Source organism: Pantoea sp. ACRSB (genome assembly GCF_022346905.1).
Classification (GTDB): domain Bacteria; phylum Pseudomonadota; class Gammaproteobacteria; order Enterobacterales; family Enterobacteriaceae; genus Pantoea; species Pantoea piersonii.
Genome location: NZ_JAKRNL010000002.1, coordinates 464,246 through 480,277, shown reverse-complemented (window position 1 = coordinate 480,277; position 16,032 = coordinate 464,246). Strand labels below are relative to the sequence as shown.

Below are 16,032 nucleotides of genomic sequence, written 5' to 3'. Positions count from 1 at the left end.
GTAACCCCTTCAGCGTCAACGCCGTTGCAACAGCACCTTTCGCTCGCTCTTTTTTACATTTTCCCCGCTTCGTTCTCTGACACAACAGCCGTTATGTTTCTTATATGTGAAAATTAATGATTAAGAAAGTAACTGAAATGCGTCTAAACTGATTGTTAACTGTCGATGAACGCGGTACTAATAGGCCAAAATGCGAGCCGACTCGCAAATAACAATCTTTCCACACTTCGTTTAGTGGGAAACGAGAGAGGAGGCCTTGACGTCCGTTTCTGCCGTTTAGCAGCAACAGCATGCAACGTTCATCGTGACTGAAGTTAATCGCTCTGGGGATATCTGTTAACTATGCTGCAACTTTCCATCGTGCATCGCCTGCCGCAGCGCTTTCGCTGGGCCAGCGAGCTTCATAGCGCTATCGTGGCGGAAGAGGGCGTCGCCAACGAGCAGGATCTTATTGCGCTGCGCCTGATTAGCCATGACGGCCATCTTGGCTGGGAGATCATGCATCAGTTGCAGGATTCGCTGGCGTCGATTCAGGTCGAGTGCAAAGTGGCGGAGTGCGAAGGGTCGCCCTGTCTCTTTATTTTGCGCAGCGACGAAAGCGCGACTAACTGCTGCCTGAAAAACCAGGGCGTGGCGATCGCGGAAACCTTTAACGGTCACTGAGTTGCGCTGAGGCCAGCAGCTCGCGCGTATAGCCTGCGGCAGGCGCGGCGAACAGCTTCTCGCAGTCGCCTTGCTCCACGACTTCACCCTGACGTAATACCATCACCTGATGACACAGCGAACGCACCACCTGTAGATCGTGACTGATAAAGAGATAGGTCAGCTGGTGCTGCTGCTGTAGCCTGCGCAGCAGCGTCAGAATCTGTTTCTGTACCGAGCGATCCAGCGAAGAGGTTGGCTCGTCCAGCACGATCAGCTGCGGCTCAAGCACCAGCGCGCGCGCAATAGCGATCCGCTGGCGTTGACCGCCGGAAAACTCCGCCGCATAGCGATGGCGGCTCGCCGCATCTAATCCGACTTCCTCCATCACCGCAATCACGCGCGCTTCCTGTTGGGCAGCGTCGAGAGCGGGTTCGTGCACCGCCAGCCCCTCGGCAATGATCTGCTGCACCGTCATACGCGGATTCAGAGATGAGTTCGGATCCTGAAACACCACCTGTATGCGACGGCGCAGCGGTAACAGATCTCTGCGCGACAGATCGTGCAGCGGCTGGCCGTCGAACCAGATCTCGCCCTGCGCGCTGAGCAGCCGCAGCAGCGCCAGACCGGTGGTGCTTTTGCCGGAGCCAGATTCGCCCACCAGCCCGAGGCTCTCGCCACGCCGCAGCGAGAAGCTGAGGTTGCTGACGGCGACCTTTTCCGCCACCTGCCGTCTGAAAAGGCCGCGCCTGACCGGAAAGCTCACGCGCAGGTCGCGCACCTGCAACAGCAGCGGCGCGTCGGGACGCAGCGGTACGGCGCGACCTTCCGGCTCCGCCGCAAGCAGCTGCTGCGTATAGGGATGCTGCGGCTGGCTGAACAGCGCATGGCTGCTGTTGTGCTCGACGATTTTACCCTGGCGCATCACGCTGACGTTGTCCGCCAGCTGCCGCACGATACCCAGATCGTGGGTAATAAACAGCATGCCCATATTACGTTCGCGCTGCAGCTCGCGCAGCAGGCGCAGGATTTGCGCCTGAACGGTGACGTCCAGCGCGGTAGTTGGCTCGTCGGCAATCAGCAGCGCAGGTTCGGTAAGCAGCGCCATGGCGATCATCACGCGCTGGCGCTCGCCGCCGGAGAGCTGATGAGGAAAATCGTTCAGCCGCGAGGCGGGGTGGCGGATGCCGACCCGATCGAGGCAGCCGAGGATCTCCCCGCGCGCCGCTTCGCGCCGCATGCCGCGGTGCAGGGAGAGCACCTCATAAAGCTGTTTCTCTATGGTGTGTAAGGGGTTCAGAGAGACCATCGGCTCCTGAAAGATCATCGCCATCTGGTTGCCGCGCAGGCCGCGCATTCTGCGCTCGCTGACGCGCAGCAGATCCTCGCCGTTAAACAGAATTTCGCCGCCCGAATAGTGCATCGGAGGCGCAGGCAGCAGCTGCATCACCGCAAGCGCAGTCACGCTTTTGCCCGAGCCGGATTCGCCCACCAGCGCCAGCGTTTCGCCGGCGTCGATACTGAAGGAGAGATCCTCCACCAGGGTGCGCGTCACGCCGCCGCGGGTAAAGGCGACGGAAAGATGATGAATGGCCAGCAGCGACATAATCAGCCTCCCCAGGCGGGATCGAAGGCGTCGCGTACCGCTTCGCCAATAAAGATCAGCAGCGACAGCAGGATCGCCAGCGTAAAGAAGCCCGCCAGCCCCAGCCAGGGCGCCTGCAAATTATTCTTACCCTGCAACAGCAGTTCGCCGAGCGACGGTGACCCCACGGGCAGCCCAAAGCCGAGAAAATCGAGCGAGGTCAGGGTAGCGATTGAACCGCACAGGATAAACGGCAGAAAGGTGAGGGTGGCGACCATGGCGTTGGGCAGCATATGCCGCAGCATAATGCGCCCGTCGCTGACTCCCAGCGCCCGCGCGGCGCGAATATAGTCGAAGTTGCGCGTGCGCAGAAACTCGGCGCGCACCACGCTGACCAGTCCCATCCAGCCGAAAATCACCGTTACCAGCAGTAGCCACCAGAAGTTGGGCTGGATGACGCTGGAGAGCAGGATCAGTAAAAACAGCGCGGGCATGCCGGACCAGACTTCGATCACGCGCTGACCGATAAGATCGATGCGGCCGCCGAAATAGCCCTGAACCGCGCCGACGATAATGCCGATAACGCTGGAAAAGAGCGTCAGCATAATCCCGAACAGCAGCGAGATGCGCGTGCCGTAAAGCAGGCGCGCCAGCACGTCGCCGCCGCTGGCGTCGGTACCCAGCCAGTTTTGCGCCGAAGGCGGCGAGGGAAAGGGCGTTGAAGTCGCGAAGTTGATGGTGCTGTCGCTAAAGCGGATCGGCGCCCACAGCGCCCATCCTTTCTCATTCAGCTGTTTCTGCAGCCAGGGGTCCTGATAATCGGCGGCGGTCGGCAGTGCGCCGCCGAAGTCGCTTTCGCTGTAGCTGACCAGCAGCGGCACAAACCAGCGCTGCTGGTAGCGCACCAGCAGCGGCTTTTCATTGGCGAGCAGATCGGCGCCGAGTGAAAGCACGAAGATAACCAGAAAAATCCACAGCGACCAGTAGCCGCGCCGGTTGTGGCGGAAACGCAGCCAGCGCTGCTGATTGACGGGAGACAAGCGCATCAGCGGCCCTCAAAATCAATACGGGGATCGACCAGCGTATAGGTCAGGTCGCTGAGGATATTCATCAGCAGGCCGATCAGGGTAAAAATATAGAGCGTGCCGAACATCACCGGGTAGTCGCGCTGAATAGTGGCGTCATAGCCCAGCAGGCCCAGCCCGTTCAGCGAAAACATCACCTCTATCAGCACCGAGCTGGTAAAAAACATGCTGATAAAGGTGGCGGGAAAGCTGGCGATAACCAGCAGCATGGCGTTGCGGAACACGTGATGATAAAGAATGCGTCGCTCGCTCACGCCTTTGGCGCGCGCCGTCACCACATACTGCTTGCGGATCTCATCGAGAAAGCTGTTTTTGGTCAGCATCGTCAGAGTGGCGAAGCCGCCAATCACCGTCGCCAGCACCGGCAGGCTGATATGCCACAGGTAATCGGCGATTTTGCCGTACCAGGAGAAAGAGTCAAACTGCGGCGAGGTGAGACCGCGCAGCGGGAACCAGTCGAGATAGCTGCCGCCGGCGAACAGGACAATCAGCATAATGCCGAACAGAAAGGCGGGCACCGAATAGCCGATAATAATAAAGGTGCTGCTCCAGACGTCAAAGGCGCTGCCGTTGCGCACCGCTTTTTTGATGCCCAGCGGAATCGATACCAGATAGATAATCAGCGTGCTCCACAGCCCCAGACTGATGGAAACCGGCAGGCTCTCTTTAATCAGCTGCAGCACTGATGCGCTGCGGAACAGGCTGTCGCCAAAATCGAACCGCACATAGTTCCAGAGCATCTCGACATAGCGCTGCCACATCGGCTTATCGAAACCGTAGCGTTTTTTAATTTCAGCAATCACTTCCGGGTCGAGGCCGCGCGCGCCGCGGTACTGGTTATCGCCGGGGCTGGCGCGGTTCAGGGACGCGCGCGCGCCGCTCTCGCCGCCGCCGGGCAGGCCCGTGGTCTGGCCGAACTGAATGTTAGCCAGCGCCTGGTCAACCGGGCCGCCGGGCGCGATCTGCACGATAAAAAAGTTCAGCGTAATAATCGCCCACAGCGTGGGAATAATCAGCAGCATTCTGCGCAAGAAATAGGCGGCCAACTCAGGCTCCTCAGCGTCGTTCGGCCGGCAAACGCGCGGCTTTGTTCACGTCATACCACCAGTTTTCCAGACCGCTGGCATAGGCGGGCTTTACCGTGGGATGGGAGAATTTATCCCAGTAGGCCATGCGATCTTCAGCGTTGTACCACATCGGGATCATATACGCATTCCACAGCAGGATGCGATCCAGCGCCTGGCCGAGCGGCAACAGCGCCGCTTTGTCGCCCTGATGCGCCACGATGGCTTTGACAAAGTGATCGACCAGCGGATCTTTGAGCCGCGCGCTGTTCCATGAGGAGTCGATAAAGTCAGATTGCCAGCTGGTCTGGAGATCTGAGCTGGGCGTAGGCATCGCCAGATAAACGCGGGCGATCATATCGTAATCGCCTTCGCGCAGCCTGCGCAGGTACTGTGAGGCATCCACCACGCGCAGCGTCAGGCTGATGCCGAGACGCGACAGGCTATGCTGGAAGGGCAGGGCCCAGTCGTTGCTGGCGCCGCTGCGCAGCAGCAGTTCAATGCGCATCGGCTGGCCGGTTTGGTCATTCACCAACTGCTGGTTTTTCACCTGCCAGCCCGCCTGACGCAGCAGATCCAGCGCTTTCAGCAGGTTAGCCCGATCGTAGCCGCTGCCATCGGTGCGCGGCGGCGCGTAGGGCGCGCTGAAAACCTCAGGTGGCAGTTGATCTTTAAAAGGCGTCAGCAGCGCCTGTTGCGCCGCATCCGGCAGACCCTGCGCGGCGTACTCGGTATTCTGAAAATAGCTGCTGACCCGCTGACAGGCGCCATAGAAAAGCGCTTTGTTCATCCACTCAAAATCGAAGGCCAGGGTGATCGCCTGGCGAACCCGACGATCGCGGAACAGAGCCTTTTCATTGTTCATGGCAAGCCAGGTGGTATTGGTCGACACCCTGTTGGGCGTGGTCTCTTTGACAATCTGCTGATCGTCGAAGTTACGGCCGCGATACTGGGTCGCCCATTTTTTAGCGGAGGTCTCTTCACGCAGGTCGAACGCGCCCGCTTTAAAAGCTTCGAACGCGACGTTATCGTCAAGATAGTAGTCATAGCGCAGGGTATCGAAATTAAACCGGCCCCGGTTCACCGGCAGATCGGCCGCCCAGTAGTCTTTCACCCGGCTGTACTCGATATACTGACCCAGCTTGTAACGGCTGATGCGGTAAGGGCCGCTGGAGAGCGGCGGCGAACTGAGCGGCTCATTGAATTTTTTATCCTGCCACTCTTTCTGCGGCAGCACCGGCAAGGTCAGCAGCCCCAGCATCAAATCTTTTTCTGGCTTCGGCAGGTCAATACGGACGCGCTGGTTATCCAGCGCTTTGATCGTCACGCCGCGATAAACGACGCGAAACTGCGGCACGCCTTCGCGCATAAATTTATCAAAGGTGAAGGCGACGTCCTGCGCGGTAATCGGCGTGCCGTCGTGAAACTGCGCGCGCGGATTGAGGCGTATCTCCATCCAGCGGAAATCCTCGGCATAGCGCGCTGACTCGGCGATAAGCGGATAGTAGCTGCCCGGCTCGTCGTCAGAACCGACAAACAACCGATCGTAGAGCGCCTCGGTGCCTGCGCCGGGATTGCCGCGCGAGGCGTAACGGTTAAAGTTGTCGTAGGTGCCGACTACCGCCTGGATAAGCCTGCCGCCTTTAGGCGCAGCGGGATCCGCATAGTCGAAGTGGCTAAAGTCGGCCGCATATTTGGGCTCGCCCAGCGTGGCAAATGCGCGGCTTTCATGCACCACTTCCGCGCGCAGCGGGGCGCTAAGGGCGACCAGTAACAGCATTATCAGGCGAAACAGCATAAGGTTAGCGCTCTCCTGTCGTCATTCAACATCCGGGGCGGCGCGGCCCGCTATCCTGCCAGGGTCGCCAGGCTGCGGCTGCGGTAATAGTCAATCAGGCGGTCCGGCTTCAGGGGACGGCTGAACAGATAGCCCTGCATATGACAGACGCCGTGTTTCACCAGCCAGGCCGCCTGTTCGCCCGTCTCCACGCCTTCCGCCACGGTTTTCAGATTCAGCTTTTTCGCCAGATGGAGTACGGCGTCCAGCACCGGGGAGTTCAGGGTCTGCGTCCCGATGCTCTGCACAAAGCCGCGGTCGATCTTGAGATAGTCGAAGGGGTATTTTTCAAGATAGATCAGCGCGCTGTGGCCGGTGCCGAAGTCATCTATCGCAATCTGGATATCGTTCTGATGAAGCCAGGCGAAAATTTCTCCGGCGTTTTTATCCCGCACCATAGTGCGCTCAGTCACTTCAAATACGTAGTTAAAATGGTTATCCGGCATCGCCGCTATCCAGCGCTTAACGTCCTGCTGAAAACTCTCCGACGCCAGGTGCAGCGGCGAAAGGTTAAGACTCATATGGGTGCCGGCGGGCACGTAAGGATTGAGCCTGTGCGCGTCCCGCGCCACCAGTTCGAACAGATGCCGCGTCAGCGGAATAATCAGGTTCAGCGACTCCGCGTAGCTGATAAACATATCTGGCGGGATCATGCCTTCGCTGGGATGGTTCCAGCGCAGCAGCGCCTCCAGACCGTAAGCGCGTCCGCTATGGGTGCTGATCAGCGGCTGATATTCCACATAGAACTCGCCACGTTTTATGCCGAGCAGGATCTCTTTGCCGGGGCGCTGATTCAGCGAGAGCAGCAACCAGCAGCCGCCGCCGACCAGCAGCGACAGCAGAATGCCGCTCAGCACAATCATAAGAATATCGCGCGTCGATATCGTATCGCCATAGAGTACAAACTGCAGCGGATAGCCGTCGAGCGGCAGCTGCATCAGCGGCTGCTGCGGCAGTTCGCTGTTGGGGATAACGGTCTGTCGCCAGCTGGTAAGCGCGCTGCTTTGCGCCACCAGCGCCATGCCGGAGATTTCCGAATGGTAAGAGGCCAGCAGCTGATAGGGCGTCAGGTTAAGGTTAATGGTCGCAAACACGCCGGACTGCACGCTTTGCGGATTACGCAGCCAGAGCGCAAAAACAGGCTTGCCGGGCTGTAAAGGCGTGCCGCTCAGCAGGCGGAGGTCGCGATCCCGGCTGAGATCGGTCTGGTCTGAAATGGCATTAAGCGGCAGGGAAAACGCCCCGGTTGCCGAGGAGCAAAAGGCGTTGCCCTCGCGCACCAGTAAAATCGCCCGCAGATCGTTGGCGAAAGCGGCGCGGGAAGTCAACTCCTGACTAATGGCATGGCAGTCAAAACGGGTAAAAGAGAGAAGGGGATTCAGGGTATTGGCGACAAGCGTATCCAGCGATTGCTGCAAATCTGCGCGGCTGTCGTGCAGCAGTTGCTGATGCTGATTCTGCCGCTTATGCCAGGTGTAAGTCAGCAGAGTCAGGGTAAACAGAATAAAGAACAGGCTACCGAAAATCGCGCTGCTCCAGGCGATGCGGCGAGGATAGGTGGCCTGGCGCATCAGCGCCCTGGACAGTGGCATGAAGTGCTTTCCCCTTGTCTTATCTTTTATTATTGACTGTGCACGACTGCTCTCTGGCGAAGGTCATGAGAATATAACGAGATGACAGGAAATGTCTCGTTATTCTTCTGATAAACAATCGCTTTTTACGTTATTACTACTTATTTATCTGGCACAGGGGCATAAAAAAACGCTGCCGAAGCAGCGTTCTGTTTTCTCTGGCTGAGAAACGATCAAAGGTCAGGAATTAGCTGGGATTACGGCTTAATACCCGACGCCCTTCGCGGTAGCGTTTTTTCCAGTAGCTGTCGTTCAAACTGGAGATCATAACGCCGTTGCTGGTGGACGCATGGACAAAGTTATCGTTGCCCAGATAGATCCCGACGTGACGCCCCGTTGAACCGGCGTGGAACAGAACCAGATCCCCCGGACGCAGCTTGTTGCGTGAAATCTCACTGCCGGTGTCCTGCTGTTCAGAGGTTGAACGCGGCAATTCTAAACCAAACTGATCGCGGAACGTACGTTGAACAAAAGCAGAACAGTCGATGCCGCGCTTGGTGTCGCCGCCGAGACGGTAACGCACGCCTTTCCAGTCGGCATATTGCTCCATGATGCGGGACTTAACATCCACGCTCCGCACCATCTCTTCGAATTCATCCTGAGACGCCTGAAGTAAAAAACCATTCTGGTTTTTAACGTCATGATTCTCGTTTCTTGCGTGTTGACCGGTACTGCTGCATGCCGAGAGGAGAGTTGCCAGCGCTACTGCAGGCACAATCCGCCAGATATATCTCAGTATTGGTTGAGACTTGACCATTGTTCGTATATTCCTTCGATGTCCTTACGACAGAATGTCGCCAGCCAGATGACAAAACGGATTGAGATTAATAAGCGATGCTCGCTAAGACAATTCCTTAATTACTAAAATGTGTTAACGAACACGTTTTGGTATAAAAAAGAACCGCATTTTCTGCTGCCGTACCCTCAACGCATGGGAGGTTAACCGATTCCAGACGCCGTGGCGAGTGGTTTTACGTAATTTCTAATAGCTTTTTTTGATGTGAAATCAGTCTGTAACAGAGTGGTTACTTTATCGACAATTTTAAGAAATCATCCTTAAAATAAGCGGCACAAACAGGGCTAATTCTACGGGTAGGACGCTTTTTAAGAGCGTTGAGGCTGGACAGGCCAGGAAAAAGCGCCTTTATCAGCAGAAAACATCATAATCTTTTCTTTATATCAGCAGATAATTAGCTTGCTAATAATAATGACCTGATTTTATTAAGCGCGGAGGGATAAGAAAAAGGCCATTCTTCCATCCGCGCTTATCAATCTATTTCGTCTTGTTCTGTTCAGGAATATTCAGGGCTTATATTTGCCCGGCAGTTTTCGGTAGAAGAAGCTGACAATGGCATCACTCAGCGGCGTCAGCAGCACCCAGCTTAGTCCAGCCAGCAGCACCGAAAGCGAACCGACGGCAATATCGGTAAACCAGTGTGCGCCCGCCATCACGCGCGGCAGCGCGAAAATCACCACGATAGCCGCGCCGATAAGAAAGGCGCGGAAGCCAAAATAGCGCCACATAAAACAGGCAAAAATCATCAGCATCATGCCGTGGTCGCCAGGGAAGCTGTTGGATGAGGCGTCTTTGGCCGGGATGCCGGTCAGCTCGCTGACGCGATGCGCATTTTCGAAAAATAGCGTCGGGCTTTTATGCTGCACCGGTAACAGATGGCCGAGCTGGTTGAGGATAACCGCGCTGAACAGCATGGTAATGCCGATCGCCAGCAGACGACGACGGCCCGGCGGCGTTTCACGACGCCAGTAAAAGAGGTAAAGCGCACCCATCGCCAGCAGCGATACCAGATCGAAACCACGGAAGTTGGTGATCGCCACCAGCATGGCAAAGCCAGGGTGATCGACCATCTGGTTATTGAAGCTGAAAAAGATCCCTTTATCGACGGCTGCCCAGAAGCCGTGATCGGGTGGCAGATACCAGGAAAGAAACAGGACAACGCCAAGCGCGTTGAGCAGCAAAATTGTGATAAGACGAGTTGCGCGCATCGTATTCACTCAAATAAAAATTAACGGCAGAAACTAACCTGGCTAGTTTAAACGAAGCCTCAACAGCTGGGACTGCAAACGATTCCAGTCCACCGGCTGCGAGTGGATCAGTTCAATACGGCTATCGGGCGCAACCTCAGCGAGCGTTTCGACATCTATAGCGCCCTTTTGGCCATTAATGCGCAGCGAGCCGTCCGGCGTGCGCAGCACGCCTTTAATGCGATCGACCGGCGCAAGACGCGCCCAGTCGAGCAGCGCTGCGCCATCAAATAGCGTCGCGTCGTCGAAGATCCAGCCGCAGGCAACGTAACCCTGGCCTTCATTTAACGCGCGCCGCCAGCGCGTTCCGCCATCAAGGCGCAGCGCGGCAAGGCCGCTGTCGCGTTTAAGGTGAGCATGATGATGCGCAGGCTGCGGCAGCGTTTGACGGTTTGTGCGCGGCAGATCGAGCAGCGCAGGGTCGATTGCGCCAAAGCGGGTGGCGATAAAAGGGCGGCCGTTAAGCGTGGCGTCCTGCCACTGTTGCAGACGCTGACGGTCATCTTCGCTCCAGCAATCGCTTTTATTGCCAATAATAAGGTCGGCCGCCGCCAGCTGATCGCGGAAATTTTCATTCGCCGTTACGCGCGGGTCAGCGAGCTGACGCGCATCAAGCAGGGTCAGCGTGGCGTTAAGCTGCAGGTGCGGCTGATAGACCGGCGCGTTTAGCATCTCCAGCAGCTGGCGCGGATGGCCGAGCCCGGTGGGTTCAATCAGCAGACGATCGGGGCGGTTCTGCTTCAGCAGCATATTCAGCCCTACCTGCATTGGCAGGCCGTTGACGCAGCACATGCAGCCGCCGGGAATCTCCTTCAGCGCCGCGCCGCTGTCGCGCAGCAGCGCGCCGTCAATGCCGATTTCGCCGAACTCATTAACCAGAACCGCCCACTTTTCCTGCTCCGGCTTGCCCGCCAGCAGATGGCGCAGCAGGGTGGTTTTACCGCTGCCAAGAAAGCCGGTAATAAGATTTACGCGCGTCATGCTCTCTGCCTCTTTAAACAAGAATGGCCGCGAAGGCGGCCATAATGTTACTTTATAACATGAATTGCGGCGGTTAGTCAGCGCGACTCATATAGCGGCGTTCGGCGATATGAATGCGGATGCGGTCGCCGTTGCTCAGGTATTCCGGCACCTGAATGCTCAGTCCGGTGCTCATGCCGGCCGGTTTGGTACGGGCGCTGGCGGAGGCGCCTTTGATGCCCGGCGCGGTATCGACAATTTCCATATCCACGGTTTGCGGCAGTTCCAGCGCCAGCACCTGACCGTCCATCGTCAGCACCTGAATGCCCGGAATGCCGCCTTCAGGAATAAACAGCAGCTCTTCTTCGATCTGATCTTTCTTGAATGAGTAAGGCGTATAGTCCTCGTCATCCATAAAAACGTATTCGTCGCCGTCAATATAAGAGAAGGTGACGCTGCGGCGGCTGAGCTGGATAACGTCCAGGATATCGTCGCCTTTAAAACGTTCTTCTACCTTCAGACCGGTACGAATATCAGTGAAGCGCATTTTATACAGCGTGACGGCGCCGCGCGCGCTTGGGCTTTGAATATCGATATCTTTGACCAGCAGCAGCTTGCCGTTCCAGCTTACCGCCATCCCTTTTTTGATCTCATTCGCTCTTGGCATTGCAACTCTCGCTTAAAGGAGGATTCCGATGCGCGCCACGTTACTCGCGCCAGATTAAACAGGCAATATGGCGCTGGAAAAAATGCGCGCCATAACGCAGTCATGGCTTTCGCGTACGCGGGCTGTTATTGTCGCGGCTTCATACCCGCTGGAGCGCATCATGCAATGCCGTAGTCAGTGCGGCGCCTGCTGTACCGCGCCTTCTATCTCTTCGCCGATCCCCGGTATGCCGCATGGCAAACCGGCGAATACGCCCTGCATCCAGCTTGATGCCGATCTGCGTTGCAAACTGTTCGGCTCCCCGCTGCGGCCCGCCGTCTGCGCTGGCTTGCAGCCGTCGCGCGAAATGTGCGGCGCGACTCGCCACGATGCCATGGTCTACCTGCTGCAGCTGGAAGCGGATACCGCACCCTGAGCCTGCTGACGGTGCTGACGTTTTGACGCCGGGTTAAGGCGTCGTTACAGCATCGCTTTCAGCTTACACCCTCTTAATTTCGTCCGGCCCTTCTGAATTGTGCGTAACGTCAAAAATCTGCTACGCATTTTACGCATTTCCTTGCATGGCCTTGTGCGCTGTACCAGACTCCTTGAAACGTTTCAGCGTAGCAGACACGCGCCTTGCGCAACGTCGCCGCGCTTTAAACGGCCATCAGGCTGAAACGATTCAATTTCAGTAAGCGAGGAGAAATATGTTCCAGCTCGAATTGCAGGCCATCCACACCGGAGCCAGTGCGCAAAACAAAGAAGAGGCTATCCGCCAGGTCGCCGCGGCGCTGACCGCGGCGGGCAACGTGGCGGAGGGCTATGTTAACGGCATGCTGGCGCGCGAGCAGCAGACCTCAACTTTCCTGGGCAACGGCATCGCCATTCCACACGGCACCACCGATACGCGCGACCTGGTGCTGAAAACCGGCGTACAGGTATTTCAGTTTCCGCAGGGCATCGCCTGGGGCGAAGATCAGATCGCGTATGTGGCGATCGGCATCGCCGCGAAATCTGACGAACATCTGGCGCTGCTGCGTCAGCTGACGCATGTGCTGAGCGACGACAGCATTGCCGAACAGCTGAAAACCGCCTCGGCGGAAGATCTGCGCGCGCTGCTGATGGGTGAAAAACAGCCGGCTGAATTCAGCTTCGACACCTCGCTGATTACCTTAGACGTGGCCGCAAACGATCTGATTACGCTACAGGCGCTTAATGCCGGTCGCCTGCAGGCGGCTGGCGCAGTAGACGCCAGCTTTGTCGCCGACGTAGTGGCCGCGACGCCGCTGAGCCTGGGGCAGGGCATCTGGCTGAGCGACAGCCGCCGCGGCAATCTGCGCAGCGCGGTCGCGGTCAGCCGCACCGCCACCCCTGGCGAGCACGAAGGCGAAAAAGTGGCGCTGCTGGTGACGGTTTCCGCCGTCGACGATCGTCCGCTGGAGGTATTGAGCTATCTCAGCGCGCTGCTGCTCAACGGCAAGGCGGATCGCCTGCTGAAAGCGGACGCAGCGGGCCTCTATGCGCTGCTGACCAGCGAAGTAGACGAGCAGGCCGAGGTGCTGAGCGCAGAGTTCACCATTCGTAACGAGCATGGGCTGCATGCGCGTCCCGGTACGGCGCTGGTCAGCGTTATCAAACAGTTCAACAGTGATATTACCGTCACTAACCTCGACGGCAGCGGTAAACCCGCCAACGGCCGTAGCCTGATGAAAGTGGTCGCGCTGGGCGTGAAGAAAGGTCACCGTCTGCGCTTTACCGCCAGCGGCGACGATGCGCAGCAGGCGCTGAACGCCATTGAAGAGGCGATCAATTCCGGCCTGGGCGAGGGGGTAGCATGAGCAGACGCGTCGCAACTATTACCCTGAATCCCGCCTACGATCTGGTGGGTTTTACCCCGGAGATCGAGCGCGGCGAAGTCAACCTGGTGAAAACTACCGGACTGCACGCGGCGGGCAAAGGCATTAACGTGGCAAAAGTGCTGAAGGATCTCGGCATTGACGTGACGGTCGGCGGCTTCCTTGGCAAAGAGAATCAGGACGGCTTTCAGCAGCTGTTCAGCGAGCTGGGCATCGCCAACCGTTTTCAGGTGGTGCCGGGCCGCACCCGCATCAACGTCAAGCTCACCGAGCAGAACAACGACGTTACCGATCTTAACTTCTCCGGTTTTGAAGTAAGCCAGCAGGACTGGGATCGCTTTACCAGCGACTCGCTCACCTGGCTGGGCCAGTTCGACATGGTGTGCGTCAGCGGCAGCCTGCCGTCGGGCGTACAGCCGGAAGCCTTTACCCGCTGGATGAGCGAGCTGCGCACCCTTTGCCCCTGCATTATTTTCGACAGCAGCCGTGAAGCGCTGGTGGCGGGCCTGAAAGCCGCGCCCTGGCTGGTGAAGCCAAACCGCCGCGAGCTGGAAATCTGGGCCGGTCGCAAACTGCCGACGCTGCAGGATGTGATTGGCGCGGCGCATGAACTGCGCGAGCAGGGCATCGCCCATGTGGTGATTTCTCTGGGCGCCGAGGGCGCGCTCTGGGTTAACGCCTCAGGCGAATGGATCGCCAAACCGCCGGTGTGTGAAGTAGTCAGCACCGTGGGCGCAGGCGATTCAATGGTCGGCGGGCTGATCTACGGCCTGCTGATGCGTGAATCCAGCGAGCATACGCTGCGTCTTGCGACGGCAGTGGCGGCGATGGCCGTCAGCCAGAGCAACGTCGGCGTGACCGATCGTACCCAGTTGGCCGCAATGATGGCGCGCGTCGACTTACAACCCGTTAACTGACAGCAGGAGAGCGATAATGAAAACGCTGCTGATAAAAGATCCTTCTATTGGGCTGGCCTCTGCCTATATGGCGCAACAGCGTCTGGCGGCGGCCGCCGCGCAGGCTGGCTTAACCCTGACGGAAAACCCGGCGGAAGCGGAGCTGGTGATCGTTGCCGGCCGCGAGCTGCCGAACGACGCCGCGCTGAACGGCAAACCGGTCTGGCTGGGCGATGTGCAGCAGGCCGTACGCGCGCCAGAGCAGTTCCTTGCTCAGGCGAAAGCGGAAGCGAAACCCTGGCAGCCAGCCGCTGTCGCTGCGGCGCCAGCCGCCGCGCAGTCAGGCGGTCAGAAACGTATTGTTGCGGTCACCGCCTGTCCGACCGGCGTGGCGCACACCTTTATGGCCGCCGAAGCTATTCAGGCAGAAGCGACCAAACGCGGCTGGTGGGTGAAAGTGGAAACCCGCGGCTCGGTCGGCGCAGGCAATGCGATTACGCCGGAAGAAGTGGCGGCGGCCGATCTGGTGATCGTCGCGGCGGATATCGAGGTTGATCTGGCGAAGTTCGCCGGCAAGCCGATGTACCGCACCTCAACCGGGCTGGCGCTGAAGAAAACCGCGCAGGAGCTGGATAAAGCCGTTGTCGAAGCCAGACCTTATAAAGCGGCTGGCGCGCAGAGCGGCGAACAGCAGGACGAGAAAAAAGAGAAAGCGGGCGCTTACCGTCACCTGTTGACCGGCGTCTCTTATATGCTGCCGATGGTGGTGGCGGGCGGTCTGAGCATTGCGCTCTCCTTCGCCTTCGGTATTACCGCCTTTAAAGAGCCGGGCACGCTGGCAGCGGCGCTGATGCAGATCGGCGGCGGCAGCGCCTTCGCGCTGATGGTACCGGTGCTGGCGGGCTATATCGCTTTCTCCATCGCGGATCGTCCCGGCCTGACGCCAGGCCTGATTGGCGGCATGATCGCCACCAGCATTAACGCCGGCTTCCTCGGCGGCATTATCGCCGGTTTCATCGCCGGTTACGCAGCGAAGCTGATCAGCGGCAAGGTCAAACTGCCGCAGAGTATGGAAGCGCTGAAGCCAATCCTGATTATTCCGCTGTTTGCCAGCCTGATCACCGGCCTGCTGATGATCTACGTAGTAGGCAAACCGGTCGCGGCGATCATGAGCGGCCTGACCGCATGGCTGGCGAATATGGGTACGGCGAATGCGGTGCTGCTGGGCGCGATTCTGGGCGGCATGATGTGTACCGATATGGGCGGCCCGGTGAACAAAGTGGCGTACGCCTTCGGTGTCGGGCTGCTCAGTTCGCAAACCTACGCGCCGATGGCGGCGATTATGGCTGCGGGTATGGTGCCACCGCTGGCGATGGGCGTAGCGACGCTGGTTGCGCGTCGTAAGTTTAATAAAGGTCAGCAGGAGGGCGGTAAAGCGGCGCTGGTGTTGGGTCTCTGCTTTATCTCCGAGGGCGCGATTCCCTTCGCGGCGCGTGACCCGATGCGCGTACTGCCGTGTTGTATCGTCGGCGGCGCGATTACCGGCGCGATCTCTATGTATATCGGCGCGAAGCTGATGGCACCACACGGCGGGCTGTTCGTGCTGCTTATTCCTGGCGCGATTACGCCGGTGCTGGGCTACCTGGTATCGATTATCGTCGGCACCGCAGTAGCGGGTCTGGGTTACGCCATTCTGAAACGCCCGGAAGAGGAGCTGGCGAAAGCCTGAACCCCGGCGTAACAGAAAAGGAGAAGGGAGCCAGATGGCTCCCTTCTTTTTTATT

Annotated in this window: 14 protein-coding genes; 5 read left to right on the top strand and 9 right to left on the bottom strand. The window is 58.3% G+C overall.

Annotation, left to right across the window (positions count from 1 at the left end):
* The first annotated feature begins 342 nt into the window (after window positions 1–342).
* Entirely contained in the window at window positions 343–663 is a 321-nt protein-coding gene (locus tag MHZ89_RS08490; RefSeq protein ID WP_311782635.1) for a hypothetical protein, read from the top strand.
* Here the strand turns inward: MHZ89_RS08490 and yejF are convergent.
* The 9 genes from yejF to yeiP form a co-directional block, all read right to left on the bottom strand.
* Window positions 650–2,248 carry a microcin C ABC transporter ATP-binding protein YejF gene (gene yejF / locus MHZ89_RS08485; protein WP_409373246.1) on the bottom strand — a complete coding sequence of 533 codons (1,599 nt, stop codon included), beginning with the start codon at window positions 2,246–2,248 and terminating at the stop codon, window positions 650–652. The two genes, MHZ89_RS08490 and yejF, sit on opposite strands and share 14 nt — an antisense overlap.
* A 2-nt stretch (window positions 2,249–2,250) precedes the next feature.
* Window positions 2,251–3,273, bottom strand: coding sequence for an ABC transporter permease (locus MHZ89_RS08480; RefSeq protein WP_126689993.1), 1,023 nt, complete (start codon window positions 3,271–3,273; stop codon window positions 2,251–2,253).
* Entirely contained in the window at window positions 3,273–4,358 is a 1,086-nt protein-coding gene (locus MHZ89_RS08475) for a microcin C ABC transporter permease YejB (protein ID WP_311782634.1), read from the bottom strand. Before MHZ89_RS08475 ends, MHZ89_RS08480 begins: the two co-directional genes overlap by 1 nt.
* 10 nt (window positions 4,359–4,368) lie before the next feature.
* Entirely contained in the window at window positions 4,369–6,174 is a 1,806-nt protein-coding gene (locus MHZ89_RS08470) for an extracellular solute-binding protein (protein ID WP_311782633.1), read from the bottom strand.
* Window positions 6,175–6,224: 50 nt separating this feature from the next.
* A complete protein-coding gene (locus MHZ89_RS08465; RefSeq protein ID WP_311782632.1) occupies window positions 6,225–7,805 on the bottom strand; it encodes a cyclic di-GMP phosphodiesterase in 1,581 nt (526 codons plus the stop codon).
* Window positions 7,806–8,031: 226 nt separating this feature from the next.
* The gene (mepS, locus tag MHZ89_RS08460; protein WP_311782631.1) at window positions 8,032–8,601 is read right to left on the bottom strand and encodes a bifunctional murein DD-endopeptidase/murein LD-carboxypeptidase; all 570 of its coding nucleotides are present in this window, start codon (window positions 8,599–8,601) and stop codon (window positions 8,032–8,034) included.
* Between the two features lie 545 nt (window positions 8,602–9,146).
* Entirely contained in the window at window positions 9,147–9,848 is a 702-nt protein-coding gene (locus MHZ89_RS08455; protein ID WP_311782630.1) for a phosphatase PAP2 family protein, read from the bottom strand.
* Between the two features lie 42 nt (window positions 9,849–9,890).
* Entirely contained in the window at window positions 9,891–10,868 is a 978-nt protein-coding gene (locus MHZ89_RS08450; RefSeq protein ID WP_311782629.1) for a GTP-binding protein, read from the bottom strand.
* Between the two features lie 73 nt (window positions 10,869–10,941).
* Complete coding sequence (gene yeiP / locus MHZ89_RS08445; protein ID WP_103794119.1) at window positions 10,942–11,514, bottom strand: elongation factor P-like protein YeiP; 573 nt, start codon at window positions 11,512–11,514, stop codon at window positions 10,942–10,944.
* 160 nt (window positions 11,515–11,674) lie between these two features.
* Between yeiP and MHZ89_RS08440 the strand changes: the two genes are divergently transcribed.
* From MHZ89_RS08440 to fruA, 4 genes are all read left to right on the top strand, one after another.
* Complete coding sequence (locus tag MHZ89_RS08440) at window positions 11,675–11,929, top strand: YkgJ family cysteine cluster protein (RefSeq protein WP_311782628.1); 255 nt, start codon at window positions 11,675–11,677, stop codon at window positions 11,927–11,929.
* Window positions 11,930–12,203: 274 nt separating this feature from the next.
* Window positions 12,204–13,334 carry a fused PTS fructose transporter subunit IIA/HPr protein gene (gene fruB, locus MHZ89_RS08435; protein WP_311782627.1) on the top strand — a complete coding sequence of 377 codons (1,131 nt, stop codon included), beginning with the start codon at window positions 12,204–12,206 and terminating at the stop codon, window positions 13,332–13,334.
* A complete protein-coding gene (fruK, locus tag MHZ89_RS08430; protein WP_311782626.1) occupies window positions 13,331–14,269 on the top strand; it encodes a 1-phosphofructokinase in 939 nt (312 codons plus the stop codon). Before fruB ends, fruK begins: the two co-directional genes overlap by 4 nt.
* Window positions 14,270–14,285: 16 nt before the next feature.
* Window positions 14,286–15,977, top strand: coding sequence for a PTS fructose transporter subunit IIBC (gene fruA, locus MHZ89_RS08425; RefSeq protein ID WP_311782625.1), 1,692 nt, complete (start codon window positions 14,286–14,288; stop codon window positions 15,975–15,977).
* Window positions 15,978–16,032: the final 55 nt, after the last annotated feature.